The sequence below is a fragment of the Burkholderia cepacia genome, assembly GCF_001718835.1.
GTDB classification, from domain to species: domain Bacteria; phylum Pseudomonadota; class Gammaproteobacteria; order Burkholderiales; family Burkholderiaceae; genus Burkholderia; species Burkholderia cepacia_F.
Genome location: NZ_CP013442.1, coordinates 817,555 through 835,898 on the forward strand (window position 1 = coordinate 817,555; position 18,344 = coordinate 835,898).

Below are 18,344 nucleotides of genomic sequence, written 5' to 3' on the forward strand. Positions count from 1 at the left end.
ATGTCTGTCGTACAGGATCGTCCGAATCCAGCCGCGGCGGCGCGGCGCAGCCACCGCGTCGTCTGGCTGGCCGGCGCGCTGGTGCTCGTCGCGCTCGGCGTTGCCGCGCGCATGGCGTGGCGCGGCGCGCATTACGTCGAGACCGACAATGCCTATGTGACGGGCCACGTGCATATCGTGTCGCCGCGCATCAACGGCGTCGTGTCGCGCGTATTCGTGACCGACAACCAGTTCGTGCGCGAGGGCGATCCGATCGCCGAGCTGGACCCGACCGATCAGCGCACCAGGATCGAGCAGATCGAGGCGCAGATCCACAGCGCGACGCAACAGGTGCTGCGCGACGATGCGCAGGTCGTCCAGATGCGCGCGCAGGTCGGCGGCGCCGGCGCGCAGCTGAAGCAGGCCGAGGCGCAATTGCGGCGCGCCAACCAGGACGCCGAACGCTATCGCCAGCTGTACGGCGAACAGATGAAGGCCGTCGCCAGGTCCGAGCTGGACGCGGCCGTGGCCACCCAGGCCAGTGCCGCCGCGGATGTCGACGCACGCCGCAAGGCCGTCGAGGCCGCCGCCGCGCAGGTCGATTCGGTCGCCGCCACCCGGGACGTCGACGAGGCGCAGATCCGCGTGCTGCAGACCCAGCTCAAGGACGCGCGGCAATTCCTCGAATACCACACGGTGCGGGCGCCGGCGGCCGGGCGGGTCGGCAAGCGGATCGTCGAGGTCGGCATCGCGATGCAGGCGGGCCAGCACATGGCGGCGGTGGTGGAGGACAAGGTCTGGGTGACCGCGAACTTCAAGGAAACGCAACTGGCGCGCCTGAATCCCGGGCAGCGGGTCGCGGTCATCGTCGACGCGCTGAAGGACCGTCCGCTGGTCGGCACGCTGGACAGCTTCTCGCCGGCCTCCGGCGCGCAGTTCTCGATGCTTCCGCCGGACAACGCGACCGGCAACTTCACGCGCATCGTGCAGCGGATACCCGTGAAGATCGCGCTGGCGCCGGCCGACGTGGCGGCGCTGAAGGGGCGTCTCGTGCCGGGCATGTCCGCGCGGGTCGAGGTGCGCGTCGATCGATCCGGGCCGGTACGGCTCGCCGACGCACGCTGACACGGACGGCCATGAACACGGTTTCCACAGGCGTGCGCGGCACGCAAGCATCGCCGGAGCACGTCGACGCGCGAACCTGGATCGCGGTCCTGGCGAGCATGATGGGCGCGTTCATCGCGATTCTCGACATCCAGATCACCAACGCGTCGCTCAAGGACATCCTCGGCGCGCTGTCCGCGACCCCGGAAGAGGGCTCGTGGATCTCGACGTCGTATCTCGTGGCCGAGATCATCGTGATCCCGCTCACCGGCCTGCTCGGCCGCGTGTTCGGCGTGCGCAACTACCTGATCGGCACGGCCGTCGCTTTCCTGGTGACGTCCAGCCTGTGCGGCCTCGCCTGGAACCTGGAGAGCATGATCGTGCTGCGCACGCTTCAGGGGTTCACGGGCGGCGGCATGATTCCGATGGCCATGACGCTCCTGATGACGCGGCTGCCGCCGACACGCCGCGCGGCCGGCATGGGCATGTTCGGGCTGACCGGCACGCTCGCGCCGGTGCTCGGCATCACGTTCGGCGCGTACCTGAGCGAAAGCTACGGGTGGCAGTCGATCTTCTACGTCAACTGGCTTCCCGGCCTGCTGCTCGTCGCCGGCATCGTCTACGGGCTCGAACCGGGCGAGCCGCGGCCCGGGCTGCTCCGGCACGCCGACTGGACCGGCATCGGCTGCATGGCCGTCGGCCTCGGCGCGCTGACGGTGTTCCTCGAGGAAGGCAACCTCAAGGACTGGTTCGACTCGCCGCTGATCACCGGTTGCGCGGCACTGGCCTTCGCCGGGGTGCTGGCGTGGATCGTGAACGACCACGTCCGCCGCGAACCGTTCGTCGATCTCGGCCTCTACGGCCGGCGCAATTTCCTGGTCGCCGCGATCCTGTCGGCCGTGTCCGGCGTCGCGCTATATGGCTCGTCGTTCCTGATCCCGATGTTTCTCAGCCGGATCGCCGGCTACACGCCGATGCAGATCGGCGAGGTGATCATGTGGGCCGGTCTGCCGCAACTGCTCGTGATGCCGATCGTCACCGCGCTCGCGAGCCGCGTCGACAACCGCCTCTTGTGCGCGTTCGGCTTCCTGCTGTTCGGCGTGTCCTGCCTGATGAACACGACCATGGACGCCACCACGGGATACGACCAGCTGATGATGTCGCAGATCGTTCGCGCGCTGGGCCAGCCCTTCATCATGCTGATCATCGCGAACTTCGCGATGAAGAGCGTGGCGCCGGCGGAAACTGCTTCGGCGTCGGCGCTCTTCAGCATGACGCGCAATCTCGGCGCATCGGTCGGCATCGCGGTGCTGTCGACGCTGCTGACCTGGCGCGAACACTTCCACTCGTCGCGGCTGGTCGAGTGGATCTCGCCCGCGCAGCCCGAAACGCTGCTCCGCATCGGGCAGCTCACGCGCACGTTGCTGGCGCGCGGCGACGATCCGTGGCCGCTGGCCGACGAGCGCGTGACGCGCCTGATCGATGCGGGCGTGCGCCGCGATGCCTACGTGATGGCGTTCAACGACTGCTTCCTGATCATGGGCCTGCTGCTGTTCGCCTGCATCGGCATCGTCTGGTTCGCTGACGCACACAAGACGCCGTCCCGATCCGGCACGTCCCGCTAGGGCCTGTTCCGCCAACAACAGGCCCCGGCAGGCACGGCAGCGGCCCGCCGCTGCGCGCGCTTCCGGTGCCTCCAACGCTTGCCAAGTCATTTTCATGTCGAGACAACTCACTTCCCTGGCGTGGCCCGCCATGCTCGCCCTGCTGTCCGGTTGCATGACGGTCGGCCCCGACTTCGCCGCACCCGCTGACACCACCCCGGCGCGCTACCGGCATGCGTCGTCCGAGGCGACGTCCGTGTCGCTGCCCGACGAGTGGTGGACCGTGTTCGGCGACCCCGCGCTGAACGCGCTCGAGGCACGCGCGTTTCGCAACAGCCCGAGCCTGAAAGCCGGCGCCGAGCGGCTGCTTCGGGCCCAGGCGCTGCTGGGCGCCGCCCGCGCCCAGCAGTTGCCGGCGATCAACGCGAATGCGTCCGCGCAGCGCATGCGCAGTTCCCTCAACACGCAGCAGGCGATCGTATTCGGCCGCCAGCTGATCCTCGGCAACAACATCGCCGCGGGCCTGTCGATGACCTACGAGATCGACCTGTGGGGCCGGGTCAGGCGCGTCGTCGAAACGGCCGATGCACAGTTCCGCGCGGCGCAGTCCGACTACGCCGGCGTCGCGCTGCTGCTGTCCACTCAGGTCGGCCGCGTCTACTGGCAGTGGCGCGGCGTGGGAACCGAGCAACGCATCCTCGAAAGCGCGCTTGCGACGCGCAGGGAAACGCGCGAGCTGGTGACGGCGCGCTTTCGCACCGGCTTCGCCAACGAGCTCGACCTGTCGCGCGCGCGCGTCGAGGAGGCGAATGCCGAGGCGGAACTGCACGAGGTGGTTCGCCAGCGCGATGCGCTCGAGCATGCGCTGGCGGTGCTCATCGGCGAAGCGCCGTCGCGGCCGCTCGACGTGAGCGCGAATGCGCCGCTGCCGGCGCCGCCGCGCATCCCGGTCGGCCTGCCGGCGCAACTCCTCGCACATCGGCCGGACCTGAGCGCGAGCGTCGCGAACCTGCGCGCCGCGAATGCCCAGGTCGGCGTGGCGGAGGCCGCGTTCTATCCCGGCGTGCAACTGACCGGCGATTTCGGCTACGCATCGCGCAACCTGCGGGAACTGACGAGCGGCGATTCCACCCAGTTCAACCTCGGGCCGCTCGCGCTGACGCTGCCGCTGTTCGACGGCGGGCGCAATCGCGCGAACCTCGCGGCGGCGAAGGCGCGCTACCAGGAAGCGCTCGCCGATCACCAGAACAAGCTGCTCGAGGCGCTGCGCGAAACGGAGGATGCGCTGTCCGACGTCGAGCAGCACGCGTTGCAGGCCGACGCGCGCAAAGTCGCGCAGGAGTCGGCCTCGCGCGCCTACCAGGTGGCGCTGACCCGCTACGAGCGCGGCATCGCCACCTACCTCGACGTCGTCGACGCGCAGCGCAGCCAGCTCGCCGCGGATCGCGCTGCGGCGCAGACCCACACCCGGCGCCTGCTGGCGGCCGTGGACGTGATCCGGGCGACGGGCGGCGGGTGGTCGGCGGCGCCCGCCGCCGCCAACGCGAGCGCACGCTGATTCAGCTCAGGACATCGCGCGCCTGACATCGGGAATACCGCAGGCGCAATCTCGCCTGAAACACTTTTAGGGAAACTTCAAATGTTGGAAACGCTGCATTCTGCTCGCAACACTGGATGGCAAACACCTTCGATCGATCGTCGCGACCGCGAACGACAGCAGGCGCATCGGGCGCTCGCGATCTGGCTGACTGGGCTGTCGGGCGCGGGCAAGTCGACGCTGGCAGCCGCAGTCGAGCAGCGCCTTCACCTTGCCGGCAAGCGAACCTATGTACTGGACGGCGACACCCTCCGCCATGGCTTGTGCAAGGACCTGGGCTTTTCGGCCGATGACCGCTCGGAAAACATCCGCCGCGCCGGCGAAGTCGCCCGGTTGTTCGTCGATGCCGGCGTGATCGTCCTGTCCGCCTTCATTTCGCCGTTTCGGGGTGACCGCGAGCTGGTGCGCGCACTATTCGAACCGGGTGACTTCGTCGAGGTACATTGCGACTGCGACCTTCGGGTCTGCGAATCGCGCGACGTCAAGGGGCTTTACCGCAAGGCGCGGGCGGGATTGATCACGGACTTTACGGGGATCTCGTCGCCGTACGAGCCGCCGCTGCATCCGGAGGTTCGCGTCGACACTGGCAATGAATCGCTCGACGCGTGCGTCGACCGAATCGTCGGCGTCGTGCTCGGCGCGCTTCGCTGATCCGGCGGCGCGCGACCGGTGCCGTCCCGCCGGTCGCGCGGAGGAGGCTCTCGCCGCTTACCCGACGGCCTTCAGGAAGGCCTCAACGGCGCCTGAGATCGCGTCGGCGTACTTGTCGGCCTGCAGGTCGAGGTGCGTTGCACCCTGCACCCAGAATACCGATGCGAACGGAATCGCTTGCGCCGCGCGCTTGACCATGAAGTTCACATGGCTGTCGGTCCCGCCGATCAGCAACACCGGCACCCGCAGTTGCGCGAGGTTGTCGTCGGAGACGGGATTCTCCGCGCGAATCGTGAATTCGTGGGCCAGCAGGTTGCCGCTGTTGATGTTGGTGACGATCGATTGCACGACCGGCGTCGCGCGCTCGCGCACCAGCCCGACGGTCGGATCGACGTATCGGAGAACGCGCTCGACCGCGCCCGCCGTGTCCCCCGCGAGGGCCTTCTGCGCACGCTCGAGCAGGTCTTCCTTCGGTGTATAGAGTGCCGGCTCCACCAGAATCAACGCACCCACCCGGTCGGGGTGCGCCAGCGCATAGGTCGTCGTGAAATAGCCGCCGTGCGAGTAGCCGAACAGCACGGTTTTCCGGTTCGCACCGGTGGCCGTGACGGTGTCGAGATCGGCGACGTAGTCGCTCAACGCCGGCGCGGCCTGCCGGTCCTGCGCGACGCTCTTGCCGTAGCCGCGCAACTGCATCTGGCTGACTGGCCGCGACAGCCGGCCTAGCGCCGCGAAATCGCCGCACGCAACGGCGGTAATGTGATAGTCGCCTTGCTCGCGAAGGACGCTCACCTCGATTTCCGCACCTCGGGAAGCTAGAACGCGCGACGCTGCAGTCATGATTCTCTCTCCAGAATTGGACCAAAAATAGTGAGCAACAGGTGTGCCGATTGCACGGATATTCCGATTCACCATTTCCGGCAAACCTGAATTTCACGCGGATTTAAGCATAGGTGATGGGGGGCTATTTTCAACCCGAGATTCACAATCCAGATATCGAATTGCATTGCAAATCGAAACCTGAATCGCCTGGAGTCGGTTGAGTACTCGAATAGTCGGTGTCACCAGTCCCGTTGGATAAATGGCGGGCTCCCGAACGTCCATAGAAGGCAGCAGCTTGCCAGGTCAAGAACGCGACATCTGTAAATAGCCAGAACACGATATCTGTTGCCGCCTTGTTTCTCCCGGATTTAATCGTTACGCAGTGTCGACTTGATTCCCGTGCAACTTTCCTTCGCAAACGATGAATGTGTGTGCAACAGCACGCCATCGACAAGCGCCGCGACGACCTCCCGCGTACCGGTCAGATGAAAACGCAACACGTCTGGCACGATCGCGAAGGTAGCTGATGGCGACGTAAGTTCGAGGGTGAAAGACAAGAGGCCGGCGGTGTCGGGCGGCAGGGGCGTGTGCATCGGCGCCACGGCCGAGGTCGTGTACCGCGTGGCCAAGACAGCCAGCGGCACCAGCGTGACGTCGGCGGCGGTAAGGAACACCTGCCGTGCGATGGGTGCCACCAGTTGCGTCCCGCGAGCAACGACACGCGGTTCGGTCTGCTCGGCGTCGCGGTCCCCGTGAAACTGCGCGATCGCGCAGGACGGGAATGGTCGCAGGAACGCGCCGTGGAGCGTATCGAGCAGTCCGCGAGTGAATTCGGGGACGTCGTCGTCGAGCCGCAGATCGTGCCGAGCGGCGATCAGCGCGAACCTCGAACTGCCAGCGCTGCGGCGCGAAACCGAACCGGCGTGAGCGCCGCGCACGATGTGAATAGGCCGGCTTGAGGTCGTGCGGCCCGCATGTGTCGCAATGACGCTTGCGGCGTTCGCTCGAGCACCGCTGAATCAGCGATATCGAAAGCTCGAATACTTGGTTGGGCGTGCAAGGATGCTTCGCTAGTATCCAACGCACCGCGAACGCCCGCGCGGGAGCCGGGTTGGTCCCGCGCAGGGGCCGCGCGTTGCGGCATTTCGCGACTTTCCCACTGCCGACATGTCATTCCCCTCGATTCCCGACGGTACGGCCGGCGGCGTCACGCACGGGCTGGCCGCTGCGATCGCGCGCGCCGAACCTGCGCGCGATCCGTCCGCCATTGTCGCCGCGCGGCGCGGCCTGCTCGATTTCCTCGCCGCCGCGTTCGCCGGTGCACGCGACGACGGCTACCGCAAGCTGCTGGCGGCGTGCGGCCGCGATTCGGCCGGTGCCGCGGCCGTGATCGGCAGCACGACGCCGGCGTCGCCGCAGCATGCCGCGCTGCTCAACGGCTATGCCGGCCACGCGCTCGACTACGACGACGTGCACAGCAGCGTGCGCGGCCATCCGGGCACCGTGCTGCTGCCGGCGCTGCTTGCGCTCGCGCAGGTGCGCGCACGCAGCGCGCACGAACTGCTCGATGCGTACGTCGTCGGCGTCGAGACGATGGCGCGACTCGGCCTCGCGCTCGGCAGCCGCCACTACGAACTCGGCTTCCACAACACGGCGACGCTCGGCACGCTGGGTGCGGCCGCCGCTGCGGCGCGCCTGCTCGGGCTCGATGCGGCGGCCACCGAAAACGCGCTCGGCATCGCCGCGACGCAATCGGCCGGGCTGCGGCTGCAGTTCGGCAGCGAGGTGAAGCCGCTGCACGCGGGCCTCGCGGCGCGCGCGGGGCTGTTCGCCGTCGAACTCGCCGAGGCCGGGTTGGCCGGTGCGCCGGGCGCGCTGGACGGCCCGGAAGGATTCTTCGCGGTATTCGGCGGCGGCGCGGCGCAACCGGCGCGCGTACTGGCCGGCTGGGGCTCGCCCTGGCAGATCGTGTCGCCCGGCCTGTACTTCAAGCCCTGGCCGTGCTGCACGGCAACCCACTACGCGGTGCAGGCCGCGCTCGATCTGCGCGACCGCCATCGCATCACGCCGGTGGACATCGACGGCATCGCGGTCACGTTCCCGCCGGGCGGCGACACGCCGCTGTCGAGCCGCCTGCCGGCAACCGGCCTCGAAGCGCGCTTCAGCGTCGAATACGCGGTGGCCGCCGCGCTGACGGACGGCCCGCCCGGCGTCGCGACGTTCGCCGACGTGCCGGTGCGCGACGACCTGATCGCACTCGCCGCACGCGTGACGCGGCGCCACGATGCCGCTGCGCCGCGCGCGTCGACCGATCCCGCGACGCGCTTCTCGGTCGTCGAGATCGCGCTGCGCGGCGGCGACACGCTGCGGCAGCGCACCGAACGCCTCGTCGGCGCCGACGACCTCGCCGCGAAGTTCGCGGACGCGACCGCGCACGATTCCGCGCTCGCGTTCGTGCCGGAACTGATCGACACGATGCGAAGCACGGCCGATCTCGCCCGCCTTTTCCACACCTTTACGTCGCTTCAATCATGAGCATCGATCGCAGCACACCTTCGCGCCGGCAGATGCGCCTCGGACTGTTCCTCCAGGGCGCAGGGCACCACGTCGCCGGCTGGCGCCACCCCGACGCCGAATCCGGCAGCGAGAACTTCGACCTGCTGCGCCGCGTCGTGCAGACCGCCGAGCGCGCGAAGTTCGACATGGTCTTCCTGGCCGACGGTCTGACGAGCGGTCCCGACGCGCACCCGTCGATGGCGATGCGCTTCGAGCCGCTGAGCCTGCTGTCGGCGCTCGCGATGCATACGCGGCACATCGGCCTCGCGGCGACCGCGTCGACGACCTACAGCGAGCCTTATCACATCGCGCGCGTGTTCGCGTCGCTCGACCACCTGAGCGGCGGGCGTGCCGCATGGAACGTCGTGACGACCTCTTACGACCGCACCGCCGCGAACTTCACGCGCGGCAACCATCCCGATCACGCGCAGCGCTACGAGATGGCCGGCGAATTCGTCGACGTCGTGAAAGGGTTGTGGGACAGCTGGGACGACGACGCGATCGTCAGGGACAAGGCGCGCGGCATCTACTTCGATCCGGCGAAGGTGCATGCGCTCGATCATGCGGGGCGCTTCTTCAACGTCAAGGGTCCGCTCAATGCGTCGCGTCCGCCGCAGGGCCACCCGGTCGTGATTCAGGCTGGCTCGTCGGGCCCCGGCCAGGATCTCGCCGCGCGCACCGCGGAAGTCGTGTTCACCGCGCAGCAGACGCTCGAGGAAGCGCAGGCCTTCTATCGCGACCTGAAGGGGCGGCTCGCGGCTTACGGCCGCGCGGACGATGCGCTGGCCGTGATGCCGGGCGTGTTCCCGGTGATCGGCCGCACCGAGCAGGAGGCGAAGGACAAGTATGCGCAGCTCCAGCAATGGACCGATACGTCGGGCGCGCTGACGCTGCTGTCCGACCGTCTCGGCCACGACGTGTCGAAGTATCCGCTCGACGGCCCGCTGCCCGACCTGCCCGAATCCGATCAACTGAAGAGCCGCGCGAAGCTGCTGACCGATCTCGCGCGCCGCGAGAACCTCACGCTGCGCGAACTCTACTATCTGGTCGCCGGCGCGCGCGGGCACCGGATCGTGTGGGGCACGCCGACACAGGTCGCGGACGCGTTGGAGGAATGGTTCACCGGCGGTGCCGCCGACGGCTTCAACATCATGCCGCCGTACTTCCCGGGCGGGCTCGACGATTTCGTCGAGCACGTCGTGCCGGAACTGCAGCGGCGCGGCCTGTTCCGCACCGAATACGAAGGCACGACGCTGCGCGACCATCTCGGGCTCGCGCGCCCGGCGAGCCGCTACGCGGAACGCTGAGTCAGACCGCGAAGCGCGTCAGGTCGAGTGCGACCGGCGCGCTGTCGCGGCTTGCATGCGGGTGGCCGGCCGGGCCGAGCGCATGCGCGAGGAACGCACGCGTGCGCGGGCTGTGCGGCGCGCGGAACAGTTGCGCGGCCGGCCCGTGCTCGACGATCACGCCCGCCTCGGTGAAGTAGACGACGTCACTGATCTCCTCGGCGAACCGCATCTCGTGCGTGACGAGCACGCAGGTCATCCCGTCGCGCACAAGGTCGCGGATCACCGCCAGCACGTCGCCGACGGTTTCCGGATCGAGCGCGGACGTCACCTCGTCGAACAGGATCATGTCGGGCTGCATTGCGAGCGCGCGCGCAATCGCGACACGCTGCTGCTGGCCACCCGACAGCTCGCCGGGATACGCGCGCGCCTTGTCGGCGAGGCGCACGCGTTCGAGCAACGCATGCGCGGTGCGCACTGCATCGGTGCGGTCGCGGCCGAGAATCCTGACCGGTGCGACGACGAGGTTGTCGAGCACGGTCAGGTGCGGGAACAGGTTGTATTGCTGGAACACGAAGCCGACGCGTTTGCGCAGCGCGATTTCGTCGCGCTCCGACGCGAGCCGGTCGACGCGCGTGCCGTCGACGTCGATCAGGCCGCGCTGCGGCCGCAACAGTCCCGTGATGCAGCGCAGGATCGTCGACTTGCCGGAGCCGGACGGGCCGATGATCGACACGGCCTGGCCGCGGTGCACGTCGAGATCGATGCCGCGCAGCACGGGCGTCGTGCCGTACGACAGATACACGTCGCGCAGGCGGACCAGCGGCGCGTCCGCGCCGCGCGGAGTTTCAGTGGAATGCATGACGTCTTTCGAGAAGGCGGGTGAAACGGGCGATCGGGTAGCAGTACGCGAAAAACAGGCCGAGCACTGTGAAATAGACGACGACCGTGAAATCGGCACGCGCGACGGTGTTGCTCGCGACCTGCGCGGTGTCGAGCAGGTCGTGCACGCCGACGAGCGATGCGAGCGCGGTGGCCATCGTGATGCTCGCGTACAGGTTCATCCACGGCGGCAGCATGCGGCGTACGCATTGCGGCAGGATGATCCAGCGGAACACCCGCGCGCGGCTGAACGCGAGCGAGCGCGCGGCATCCCATTGTGCGTGCGGAATCGACTGGATCGCGCCGCGGAAGATCTCCGCGAAGTTCGCGCTCGCGGGCAGCGCGAGGCCGACCGTGACCTTGAACCAGTCCGGAAACGGCAGCGACGCATGGCCGAGCCTGACTTCGAACGGGAATACGTAGGTCGAGAAATAGATCAGCACGAGAAGCGGGGCGTTGCGGAACAACTGCACGTACGCACGCGCTGCAATGCGTGCGATGCCGAGCCGCGCCAGCGTCAGCGGGCCGAGCACGAGGCCGGCGAGCGTGCCGAGCGCGATCGCGAGCGCGCTGATGCCGATGTTGACGAGCATCGCGCGGCTGAGCGCGGGCAGCCACGTCGCGAGCGCGACGAGCGTCGGATGACGGCGGCCGGCGACAGCCAGTGCGACGACGGCCAGTACGACCAGCGCGGCCGGCGCCGTCGCGACGGCGGGCCGCCGCGCGGTGCGCGTGGGCGGCGCGAGCGTGTCAATGGCCATAGCCGGGTATCCTCAGGCGGTGTTCGAGCCAGCGCCCCGCGAGATTGACCGCGAACGTGAGTGCGCTGAAGAAAAGCAGGATCAGGATCATCAGCTCGAGCACGTTGTCGCGCTGCGTCCAGATCATGATCGATGCATAGGTGACGTCGCCGACCGCGATCGCCGACGCGACCGTCGTCATCTTCACGAGGTCGACCAGGTTGTTGACGAGCGCGGGCAGCGCAAAGCGCACCGCGAGCGGCAACTGCACGTGCCAGAGCCGCTGGCGGCGGCTGTAGCCGAGCGACTGCGCGGCTTCGAGCGTCGCGCGCGGCACCGCGTCGAGGCCGGCGCGCAGCGCTTCCGCATGGAACGCGCCCTTGTGCAGCGAGATCACGATCACGCTCCAGATGAACGGCGTCAGCGGATTGCCGCCCAGATCGCGCAATGCGGCACTGACCAGCATGTTGACGACGAGGAACGCGCAGAACAGCTGCACGAGCGTCGGCGTATTGCGCGTGACCTCGACGAATGCGCGGGCGGGACGCGCGAGCGCGGCGCGCGGCGACACCAGCAGCGCGGCGAGCGCGACGCCGCAGGCAAGGCTGCCGAGCGCGGTCGCGGCCGACAATTCGAGCGTCACGCCCATTCCGTGCACGAACGATGCGCGCTCGTCGGCGGCGAGCACGAAGCCGTAGTCGAGGCCGAGCTTGCGGAGCGCGTCGACGGCGGCGGCCGCCGTCATGTGCGCTGCGCCTTGAGCTTCGCGTGCAGGTCGAGCACGGCTTGCGACGGCGTCATCCCGTTCTTGCGCTCGACGTCGAGCAGCCAGCCGCTGCGATGCCAGTCCTGGACGATCCGGTCGAGCGCGGCCTGCGTATCGGTTTCGCCCTTGCGGACCCAGATCACCGCCGGCGACGGAATCAGGTCGGTCGGCAGCGGCGTCGCATAGTCCTTCCAGTCCGGATTGCGCGCGACCAGCATGCGCAGCGTCGGCGCGACGTGCACGGCCGCCACGCAGTTGTTGCCGCGCAGCGCGAGCAGCGATTCGGGCTGGCCGCGGAACGCCTTCACTTGCGCGCCGTATTCCGTTGCGAGCGGCTTCGTATAGTTGCTGCCTTGCGACACGCAAACGGGCTTGCCGCGCAGGTCGGCCCAGGACTTGATGCCGCTGTCCTTGCGCGCGATCAGCGCACCGCCGATGGATTCGAACGGCGTCGGCGCATACGACAGGATCTCCGCGCGCTCCGTCGTCAGCTCCATGTTGGCGATCAGCGCGTCGACCTTGCCCTGCTGCAGGAACTGCACGCGGTTCGACGGCTGCACGGGTGTCAGCTCGACTTCGACGCCGAGCCGTTTCGCGACATCGTTCGCGAGATCGACGTTGAAGCCGACCGGTTTTTGTGTCGCGGGATCGAGCGAGCCGAACGGCGGGCCCGACAGAATCACGCCGATCGTGATCGTGTGGCGCTGATGGATTCGATCGAGGGTGCTGTCCGCGCGAGCGGCGCCGGAAAACGCGGAAAGGAGGGCGGCGGCGCAGAGCGCGCGGCCGAGGGCGACGTAAAGCGATCTACTGAACATGAACGAAGGCGAACTTGGTCTAAGTGAGGTGGGGCGACCCACGGCGCGCCCGGCTATCGGGATCAGGTATTTTCGCAATATGGAAAAATTCGAAGAACCAAGAAATTCTCATACTGTTATCTCGTTCGCACATTTGCGCAGACGAGGGGGATGCTCGCGCAGCGGGAGTGGCGGTGCGACGGAGGTCGCCCGTCGCGTAGCCATGCCTCGCGGCGGCGCTCGACGAGGACGCCGCCGCGCGCAAGGCGCGACACGCGCTGCGGTTCGAATGATTCGAGCTGTTCCGCCGCTCGGGCCTCGGGGTACGCCGTTTGTCGATCCGATTCGGCGGGAACAGGGCGAACGTCGGTGGCCGCGCGTCGTTCAGAACTTCACGCGCAGCCCGCTGACGAGCGCGACCTGGCGGTTCGTCGACGACGCGCTGCCGATGTTCGAGATCGCCGCGATCGACCGGTAGCCGCCCGCCGTCGCCGTGCTCGCATCGCCGGCCGCGAGCTGGTAGATGCCCGACACGTAGATATCGGTGCGCTTCGACAGCGCATAGTCGAACCCGAGCGTGAACTGGTGCCAGCGCGGCTTCAGCGTCTGGCCGCCGGTGCCCGGCAGACCGCTCGCGCGCCCGTCGGTGAAGGTATAGACACCGATCAGCGTAACGGCCGGCGTGATCTGGTAACGCGCGTTCACGTCGTAGTTGTTGAACTTGCGCGACGAGCCGTCGAGATAGTCGAGCTGCGTGTGGCTCCACGCGAAGCCGAGCGTCGCGCGGCCGAGCGCGTAGTTCGCGCCCGCCACGCCGATCTGCTGCTTGAGCACGCCGCCGTTCAGCCCGTAGAAGAACGCGCCGCTGTAGTCGTTGCCAGTCTTGCTCGTCGCGCCACCGACCGCGCCGCTGGTGTTCGACGTTGCGCTCGGATGATTGAGGCGGACATATCCTGCGCCGGCAGAGAGCGGCCCGTTCACGTAGTTTGCCGACACGCCCCACGCATTGTTGTTCGAGAAACCGGTGCCGGCGCCGCCGTTCGCCTGGTTGCTGAATGCGTAGGGTCTGTTTACATACGGAACGCACATGCGTTGCCACGAGAACGGCCGCTCGCGAGGCGTGCGACGCCGCGAATACTGGACGTATTCGCAAGGAGCACAACGCGGCGAGCGGCCGTTCTCGTGGCAACCCCAAATTAAAAAATTCATTCCAGGGGAATGCCCGAAATCGCCCGCATGGCGGCGTCGCGCGTCGCTTGTTTGGCTTGGCCAAACGGCGCTCCTTGCTCCTTGCCCTGCGGGCGATTTCGGGCATTCGCATGTGCGTTCCGTATGTAAACAGACCCTAGAGCAGGTCGGCCGTGAAGCCGGCGATCGTGTCGCTGCGGAACTTCACCGCGTTGTTCAGGCGGAAGCTCTGGTTCATGTTGTCGTTGTCGCCCACGTGCGTGGCCGGCGACCAGAAGCCCGGGCCCGCATATTGTGCGACGAGGTCGGTGATCGGCTCGTACTGGCGGCCGAAGGTCAGCGTGCCGCTGCCCGTTTTGCCGATGCCGACATAGGACGATCGGCCGAACAGGCGCCCGCCCTGGCCAAACGTGCCGTCATTCGGCCGGAATCCGCCTTCCAGCGTGAATACCGCCTGCAGGCCGCCGCCGAGATCTTCGACGCCTTTCAGGCCCCAGCGGCTGCCGCTCAGCTTGCCGCTCGTCTGCTGGATGTTGCTCGCGCCGCCCTGGTTGTTCGTATAGGCGAAACCGGCATCGACGACGCCGTACAACGTGACCGAACTCTGCGCATGCGCGCCGATCGATGCGACGGAAGCCAAACCCAGTGCTGCATATTTTTTTATCATGTAAATCCTCTGATTTTTATCGATACGATGATGAGGATTCCGATGCTATGGATTGAGGCTCGAAACGCAAATAAACGATAGGCGATTTGTAAATCTGTTCTTCGTTGATTCGTAATCACGGGTGCCGATACGAACGCACATGCGCCGCAATGACGGCGGCAACGCACGTTCAAGCGCCGGCATCGCAAGGAGAGCGGAATTTGAGCGGTCGGCAACTTTGCCGCGAAGATATCGATAAGCGAAATTGTTTCGAGCGGGCATCCCGCGCTGCGTGACGATTGATGCGATTTCGCAACATTGGCCCGCTGCGTTGCGCATGCGTGCACGCCTGGCCGCCCCGAGGCGAATGTCGCGCGCGACGAAGCCACCGCAAGCGAACTCGCGCCATATCGGTCTTTTGTCTCTTCCTCAACGCCTCTTCGCCGAGCCCCGGCCGGTGGCCTCGTGACGGTGCCTTTCACTCGAGCGTGCGAATCGAATTACTGATCCCGCGCGCACAGTCGATCACCGCCGGCGCGAGCTTGCGGCGCGCGTCGTCGAACGTCCAGCGGCTCGTCGGCGCGACCACGTGCACGGCCGCGACCGGCTGCCCCTGGCTGCCGACCACGGGCGCCGCGATCGACATGTCCCCGATGAACAGTTCTTCCTGGTTGGTCGCGTAGCCTTCCCGCCGCGCGCTGTCGAGCAGCGCGACGAGATCGTCGAGTGCCGTGACCGTGCGCGGCGTGAACGGCTCGCGCGCCATCTGGCAGAGCCGATCTCGCGCCTCGCCGGAAGGCAGCGCGCTCAGGAACGCGCGGCCGCTGCCGGTGCAGTACATCGGGATGCGGCTGCCGATCGGCATGTGAATCGGCACGAACTTGGTCGACACGAAACGCGCGACGTACACCATTTCGTCCTCGTCCGGCTCGGTGAGGTTGGTGGTTTCGCCGGTCAGGTTCGTGAGCTCGGACAGGAACGGATTCGCGACGTCGATCAACGTGTCGGCGGCGAGATAGTTGAAGCCGATCCGCATCACGTGCGGCGTGAGCTGGTAACGCCGCGTGACCGGATGCTTGCGGATGTAGCCGAGCTTCTCGAGCGTATAGACCATCCGCTGCGCGGAGCTTTTCGTCATCCCCGCCGCGTCGGCCACTTCCGCCAGCGTCATCGTGCGCCGTTTCGCGCTGAACGCGCGCAGCACGTTCAGCCCTTTTTCCAGCGACTGGTTGAACAGCAGATCGTTTGACTGATCGAGCGTCGGGGTGTCCATGTTCAGCACTCTGGAGCGATTCGATTCCTCATCATATCGTATCGAATATCGATACGCAAAAATCTATTTGCGATGTTTTTGATTCGTTTACCATCATTTCACTGTCGCAGTACCGACCAGCGGTCGCACGGGGCGCTGGCGCATCTTCTGAGGAGGGGTCATGGTTCCGTTCATCAAGCGGTTCGGCGCACTGGCCGCCGGTTTCGCCACCTGCTTCGCACTTGCCACCGCGCCGTCCGGCGCAGCCGCGGCCGAGCCGACCTACAAGGTCGGCGCGACGGCCACCGGCGTGCCGTTCACGTTTCTCGACGTCAAAAGCAATACGATCCAGGGGATGATGGTCGATGCGATCACGGCAGCCGGGAAGTCGGCCGGGTTTCGCGTCGACGTGCAGCAGACCGTGTTCTCGGCGCTGATCCCGTCGCTCACCACGCAGAAGATCGACATCATCTCGGCCGCGATGCTGAAGACGCCGGCGCGCCAGCAGGTCGTCGATTTCTCCGATACCGTCTATTCGTTCGGCGAAGGCCTGATCGTGAAGGCCGACGACCCGGGCCGCTACACGTCGATGGACGATTTCAAGGACCAGGTGGTCGGCGCGCAGGTCGGCACGGCGTTCGTCGATGCGCTCAACAAGAAGGGCATCTTCAAGGAAGTCCGGACCTACGATTCGATCGCCGACATCATGCGCGACGTCGCGCTCGGGCGCATCAAGGCCGGCTTCGCCGACCAGCCGATCGTCGCGTACCAGATCGAACACGGCGTCAATCGCCAGGTGCGGCTCGTGCCGGAATACCAGAGCGTCGTGAAGGGGCAGGTGTGCTTCATCGTGCGCAAGGGCGACACTGCGACACTCGAACAGCTCAACGGCGCGATCCGCAAGATGAAGAGCGACGGCACGCTGCAGCAGATCCTGCAGAAGTGGCACATGAGCTGAGCGTCGGCATTCGATTCCCGACCGGCATCGCCCGCGCGTCGCGGGCATTCCCGGCGGCGGGCCGTCCGTCCGTCGCATAGGAGACCTCATGTTTTTCCAGAATGCGATCGATTTCCTGCCGATCCTGCTGAAGGGCGCGGTGGTCACGATCGAGATCACCGCATGCGCGTTCGTGCTCAGCTCGGTGCTCGGGCTGATCCTTGCGTTGCTGAAGGTGTCGCGCAATCGTGCCGTCCCGTCTCGACGGCCGGCAGCACGATCGTCAACGTGATCCGCGGGCTGCCGATCATCGTACAGCTGTTTTACATGTACTTCGTGCTGCCTGATCTCGGCGTGCAACTGTCGGCATTCCAGGCTGGCGTGCTCGGTCTCGGCATCGCGTATTCGGCGTATCAGGCCGAGAACTTCCGCGCGGGCATCGAGGCGATCGACCGCGGCCAGATCGAGGCCGCGCACGCGATCGGCATGCGTGGGCCGATGATCATGCGGCGCGTGGTGCTGCCGCAGGCGTTCCGTATCGCGCTGCCGCCGTACGGCAACACACTGGTGATGTTGCTGAAGGATTCGTCGGTCGCGTCGACGATCACGGTCGCCGAGATCACGCGCGCGGGCCAGCTGATCGCGTCGTCGACGTTCCAGAACATGAGCGTCTACACGCTCGTCGCGCTGCTGTATCTCGCGCTCGGCCTGCCGCTGATGTTCGGCGTGAACCGGCTCGGCAAGCGGCTCGCACTGAGGAGGGGCGCATGATCCGGATCGATTCCATCCATAAACGGTTTCATCAGCACGCGGTGCTGAAGGGCGTGAGCCTCGACGTGCAGGCGGGTGAAGTCGTGTGCCTGATCGGGCCGTCCGGTTCCGGCAAGTCGACCGTGCTGCGCTGTATCAACGGCTTCGAGACCTACGACGAAGGGTCGATCACGATCGACGGCGTGAAGGTCGACGCGCATTCGAAGCGGATCCACGAACTGCGGATGCGGGTCGGCATGGTGTTCCAGCGCTTCAACCTGTTCGCGCACCGCACGGCGCTCGAGAACGTGATGGAAGGGCCCGTGCACGTGCGGCGCATGCCGGCCGCGCAGGCACGCGAGCAGGCGCGTGCGCTGCTCGACAAGGTCGGGCTTTCGCACCGGATGAACGCGTATCCGTCGGAACTGTCGGGCGGCCAGCAGCAGCGCGTCGCGATCGCACGCGCGCTCGCGATGGCGCCGCAGGCGATCCTGTTCGACGAGCCGACGTCGGCGCTCGACCCCGAGCTCGTCGGCGAAGTGCTCGGCGTGATGCGCGGCCTCGCCCGCGACGGGATGACCATGGTGGTCGTCACGCACGAAATGGCATTCGCACGCGAGGTGGCCGATCGCGTGTGCTTCCTGCACGACGGCACGATCTGCGAAAGCGGGCCGGCGCGCGACGTGCTCACGCAGCCGACCCATCCCCGCACGCAGGAATTCCTGCGCCGCCTGCTGGCGTCCGGCGACACGGCCGACACCGCCGGCGTCGTCAATCCGAACTGATC

The 18,344-nt window shown here is 67.0% G+C and carries 15 protein-coding genes and 3 pseudogenes; 9 read left to right on the forward strand and 9 right to left on the reverse strand.

Translation table 11 applies throughout. The features are described from left to right. The 4 genes from WT26_RS03205 to cysC all read left to right on the forward strand — a co-directional run bounded on the left by WT26_RS03205 (position 1) and on the right by cysC (position 4,935). Entirely contained in the window at positions 1 to 1,104 is a 1,104-nt protein-coding gene (locus WT26_RS03205; RefSeq protein WP_230461537.1) for an HlyD family secretion protein, read from the forward strand. A gap of 11 nt (positions 1,105 to 1,115) precedes the next feature. Continuing rightward, a complete protein-coding gene (locus tag WT26_RS03210; protein ID WP_059807672.1) occupies positions 1,116 to 2,708 on the forward strand; it encodes a DHA2 family efflux MFS transporter permease subunit in 1,593 nt (530 codons plus the stop codon). Between the two features lie 94 nt (positions 2,709 to 2,802). Further along, on the forward strand, positions 2,803 to 4,245 hold the full coding sequence (locus tag WT26_RS03215; RefSeq protein WP_059713065.1) for an efflux transporter outer membrane subunit: 1,443 nt from the start codon (positions 2,803 to 2,805) through the stop codon (positions 4,243 to 4,245). A gap of 81 nt (positions 4,246 to 4,326) precedes the next feature. Beyond that, positions 4,327 to 4,935, forward strand: a complete 609-nt coding sequence (gene cysC, locus WT26_RS03220; RefSeq protein ID WP_059713063.1) for an adenylyl-sulfate kinase — start codon at positions 4,327 to 4,329, stop codon at positions 4,933 to 4,935. A 57-nt stretch (positions 4,936 to 4,992) separates the two neighbouring features. Here cysC and WT26_RS03225 read toward each other — a convergent pair whose 3' ends face one another. Both WT26_RS03225 and WT26_RS03230 read right to left on the reverse strand, forming a co-directional pair. After that, positions 4,993 to 5,775: an alpha/beta fold hydrolase gene (locus WT26_RS03225; protein ID WP_080405841.1), complete on the reverse strand. Its 783-nt coding sequence runs from the start codon at positions 5,773 to 5,775 to the stop codon at positions 4,993 to 4,995. 350 nt (positions 5,776 to 6,125) lie between these two features. After that, positions 6,126 to 6,695 carry a type VI secretion system baseplate subunit TssF gene (locus WT26_RS03230; protein ID WP_059807667.1) on the reverse strand — a complete coding sequence of 190 codons (570 nt, stop codon included), beginning with the start codon at positions 6,693 to 6,695 and terminating at the stop codon, positions 6,126 to 6,128. A gap of 229 nt (positions 6,696 to 6,924) precedes the next feature. Here WT26_RS03230 and WT26_RS03235 point away from each other — a divergent pair, with 229 nt between their 5' ends. Both WT26_RS03235 and WT26_RS03240 read left to right on the forward strand, forming a co-directional pair. Further along, entirely contained in the window at positions 6,925 to 8,292 is a 1,368-nt protein-coding gene (locus tag WT26_RS03235; RefSeq protein WP_059713056.1) for an MmgE/PrpD family protein, read from the forward strand. Continuing rightward, positions 8,289 to 9,620 carry an LLM class flavin-dependent oxidoreductase gene (locus WT26_RS03240; RefSeq protein ID WP_059807662.1) on the forward strand — a complete coding sequence of 444 codons (1,332 nt, stop codon included), beginning with the start codon at positions 8,289 to 8,291 and terminating at the stop codon, positions 9,618 to 9,620. The genes WT26_RS03235 and WT26_RS03240 overlap by 4 nt, the downstream gene beginning before the upstream one ends. Position 9,621: 1 nt before the next feature. On the opposite strand, the gene WT26_RS03245 is transcribed toward WT26_RS03240, so the two are convergent. The 7 genes and pseudogenes from WT26_RS03245 to WT26_RS03275 form a co-directional block, all read right to left on the reverse strand. Continuing rightward, positions 9,622 to 10,461, reverse strand: a complete 840-nt coding sequence (locus WT26_RS03245; RefSeq protein WP_069272157.1) for an amino acid ABC transporter ATP-binding protein — start codon at positions 10,459 to 10,461, stop codon at positions 9,622 to 9,624. Beyond that, complete coding sequence (locus tag WT26_RS03250; protein WP_069269687.1) at positions 10,448 to 11,242, reverse strand: amino acid ABC transporter permease; 795 nt, start codon at positions 11,240 to 11,242, stop codon at positions 10,448 to 10,450. The genes WT26_RS03245 and WT26_RS03250 overlap by 14 nt, the downstream gene beginning before the upstream one ends. Further along, positions 11,232 to 11,966, reverse strand: a complete 735-nt coding sequence (locus WT26_RS03255) for an amino acid ABC transporter permease (protein WP_059807655.1) — start codon at positions 11,964 to 11,966, stop codon at positions 11,232 to 11,234. Before WT26_RS03255 ends, WT26_RS03250 begins: the two co-directional genes overlap by 11 nt. After that, complete coding sequence (locus tag WT26_RS03260) at positions 11,963 to 12,805, reverse strand: transporter substrate-binding domain-containing protein (RefSeq protein WP_059713046.1); 843 nt, start codon at positions 12,803 to 12,805, stop codon at positions 11,963 to 11,965. The genes WT26_RS03255 and WT26_RS03260 overlap by 4 nt, the downstream gene beginning before the upstream one ends. A gap of 363 nt (positions 12,806 to 13,168) precedes the next feature. Next, a pseudogene (locus WT26_RS03265) lies at positions 13,169 to 13,846 on the reverse strand (porin); the annotation flags it as partial. Positions 13,847 to 14,132: 286 nt separating this feature from the next. Beyond that, positions 14,133 to 14,639 (reverse strand): annotated as a pseudogene (locus WT26_RS03270) (porin); the annotation flags it as partial. A gap of 457 nt (positions 14,640 to 15,096) precedes the next feature. Continuing rightward, positions 15,097 to 15,891: an IclR family transcriptional regulator gene (locus WT26_RS03275; RefSeq protein WP_069272158.1), complete on the reverse strand. Its 795-nt coding sequence runs from the start codon at positions 15,889 to 15,891 to the stop codon at positions 15,097 to 15,099. Between the two features lie 160 nt (positions 15,892 to 16,051). On the opposite strand from WT26_RS03275, the gene WT26_RS03280 reads away from it, so the two are divergent. The 3 genes and pseudogenes from WT26_RS03280 (at position 16,052) to WT26_RS03290 (ending at position 18,342) form a co-directional block, all read left to right on the forward strand. Continuing rightward, the gene (locus WT26_RS03280) at positions 16,052 to 16,828 is read left to right on the forward strand and encodes an ABC transporter substrate-binding protein (protein ID WP_069272159.1); all 777 of its coding nucleotides are present in this window, start codon (positions 16,052 to 16,054) and stop codon (positions 16,826 to 16,828) included. A gap of 88 nt (positions 16,829 to 16,916) precedes the next feature. Then, positions 16,917 to 17,578, forward strand: a pseudogene (locus WT26_RS03285) (amino acid ABC transporter permease). Beyond that, complete coding sequence (locus tag WT26_RS03290) at positions 17,575 to 18,342, forward strand: amino acid ABC transporter ATP-binding protein (protein ID WP_069272160.1); 768 nt, start codon at positions 17,575 to 17,577, stop codon at positions 18,340 to 18,342. The pseudogene WT26_RS03285 and the gene WT26_RS03290 overlap by 4 nt, the downstream one beginning before the upstream one ends. Positions 18,343 to 18,344 lie beyond the last annotated feature (2 nt).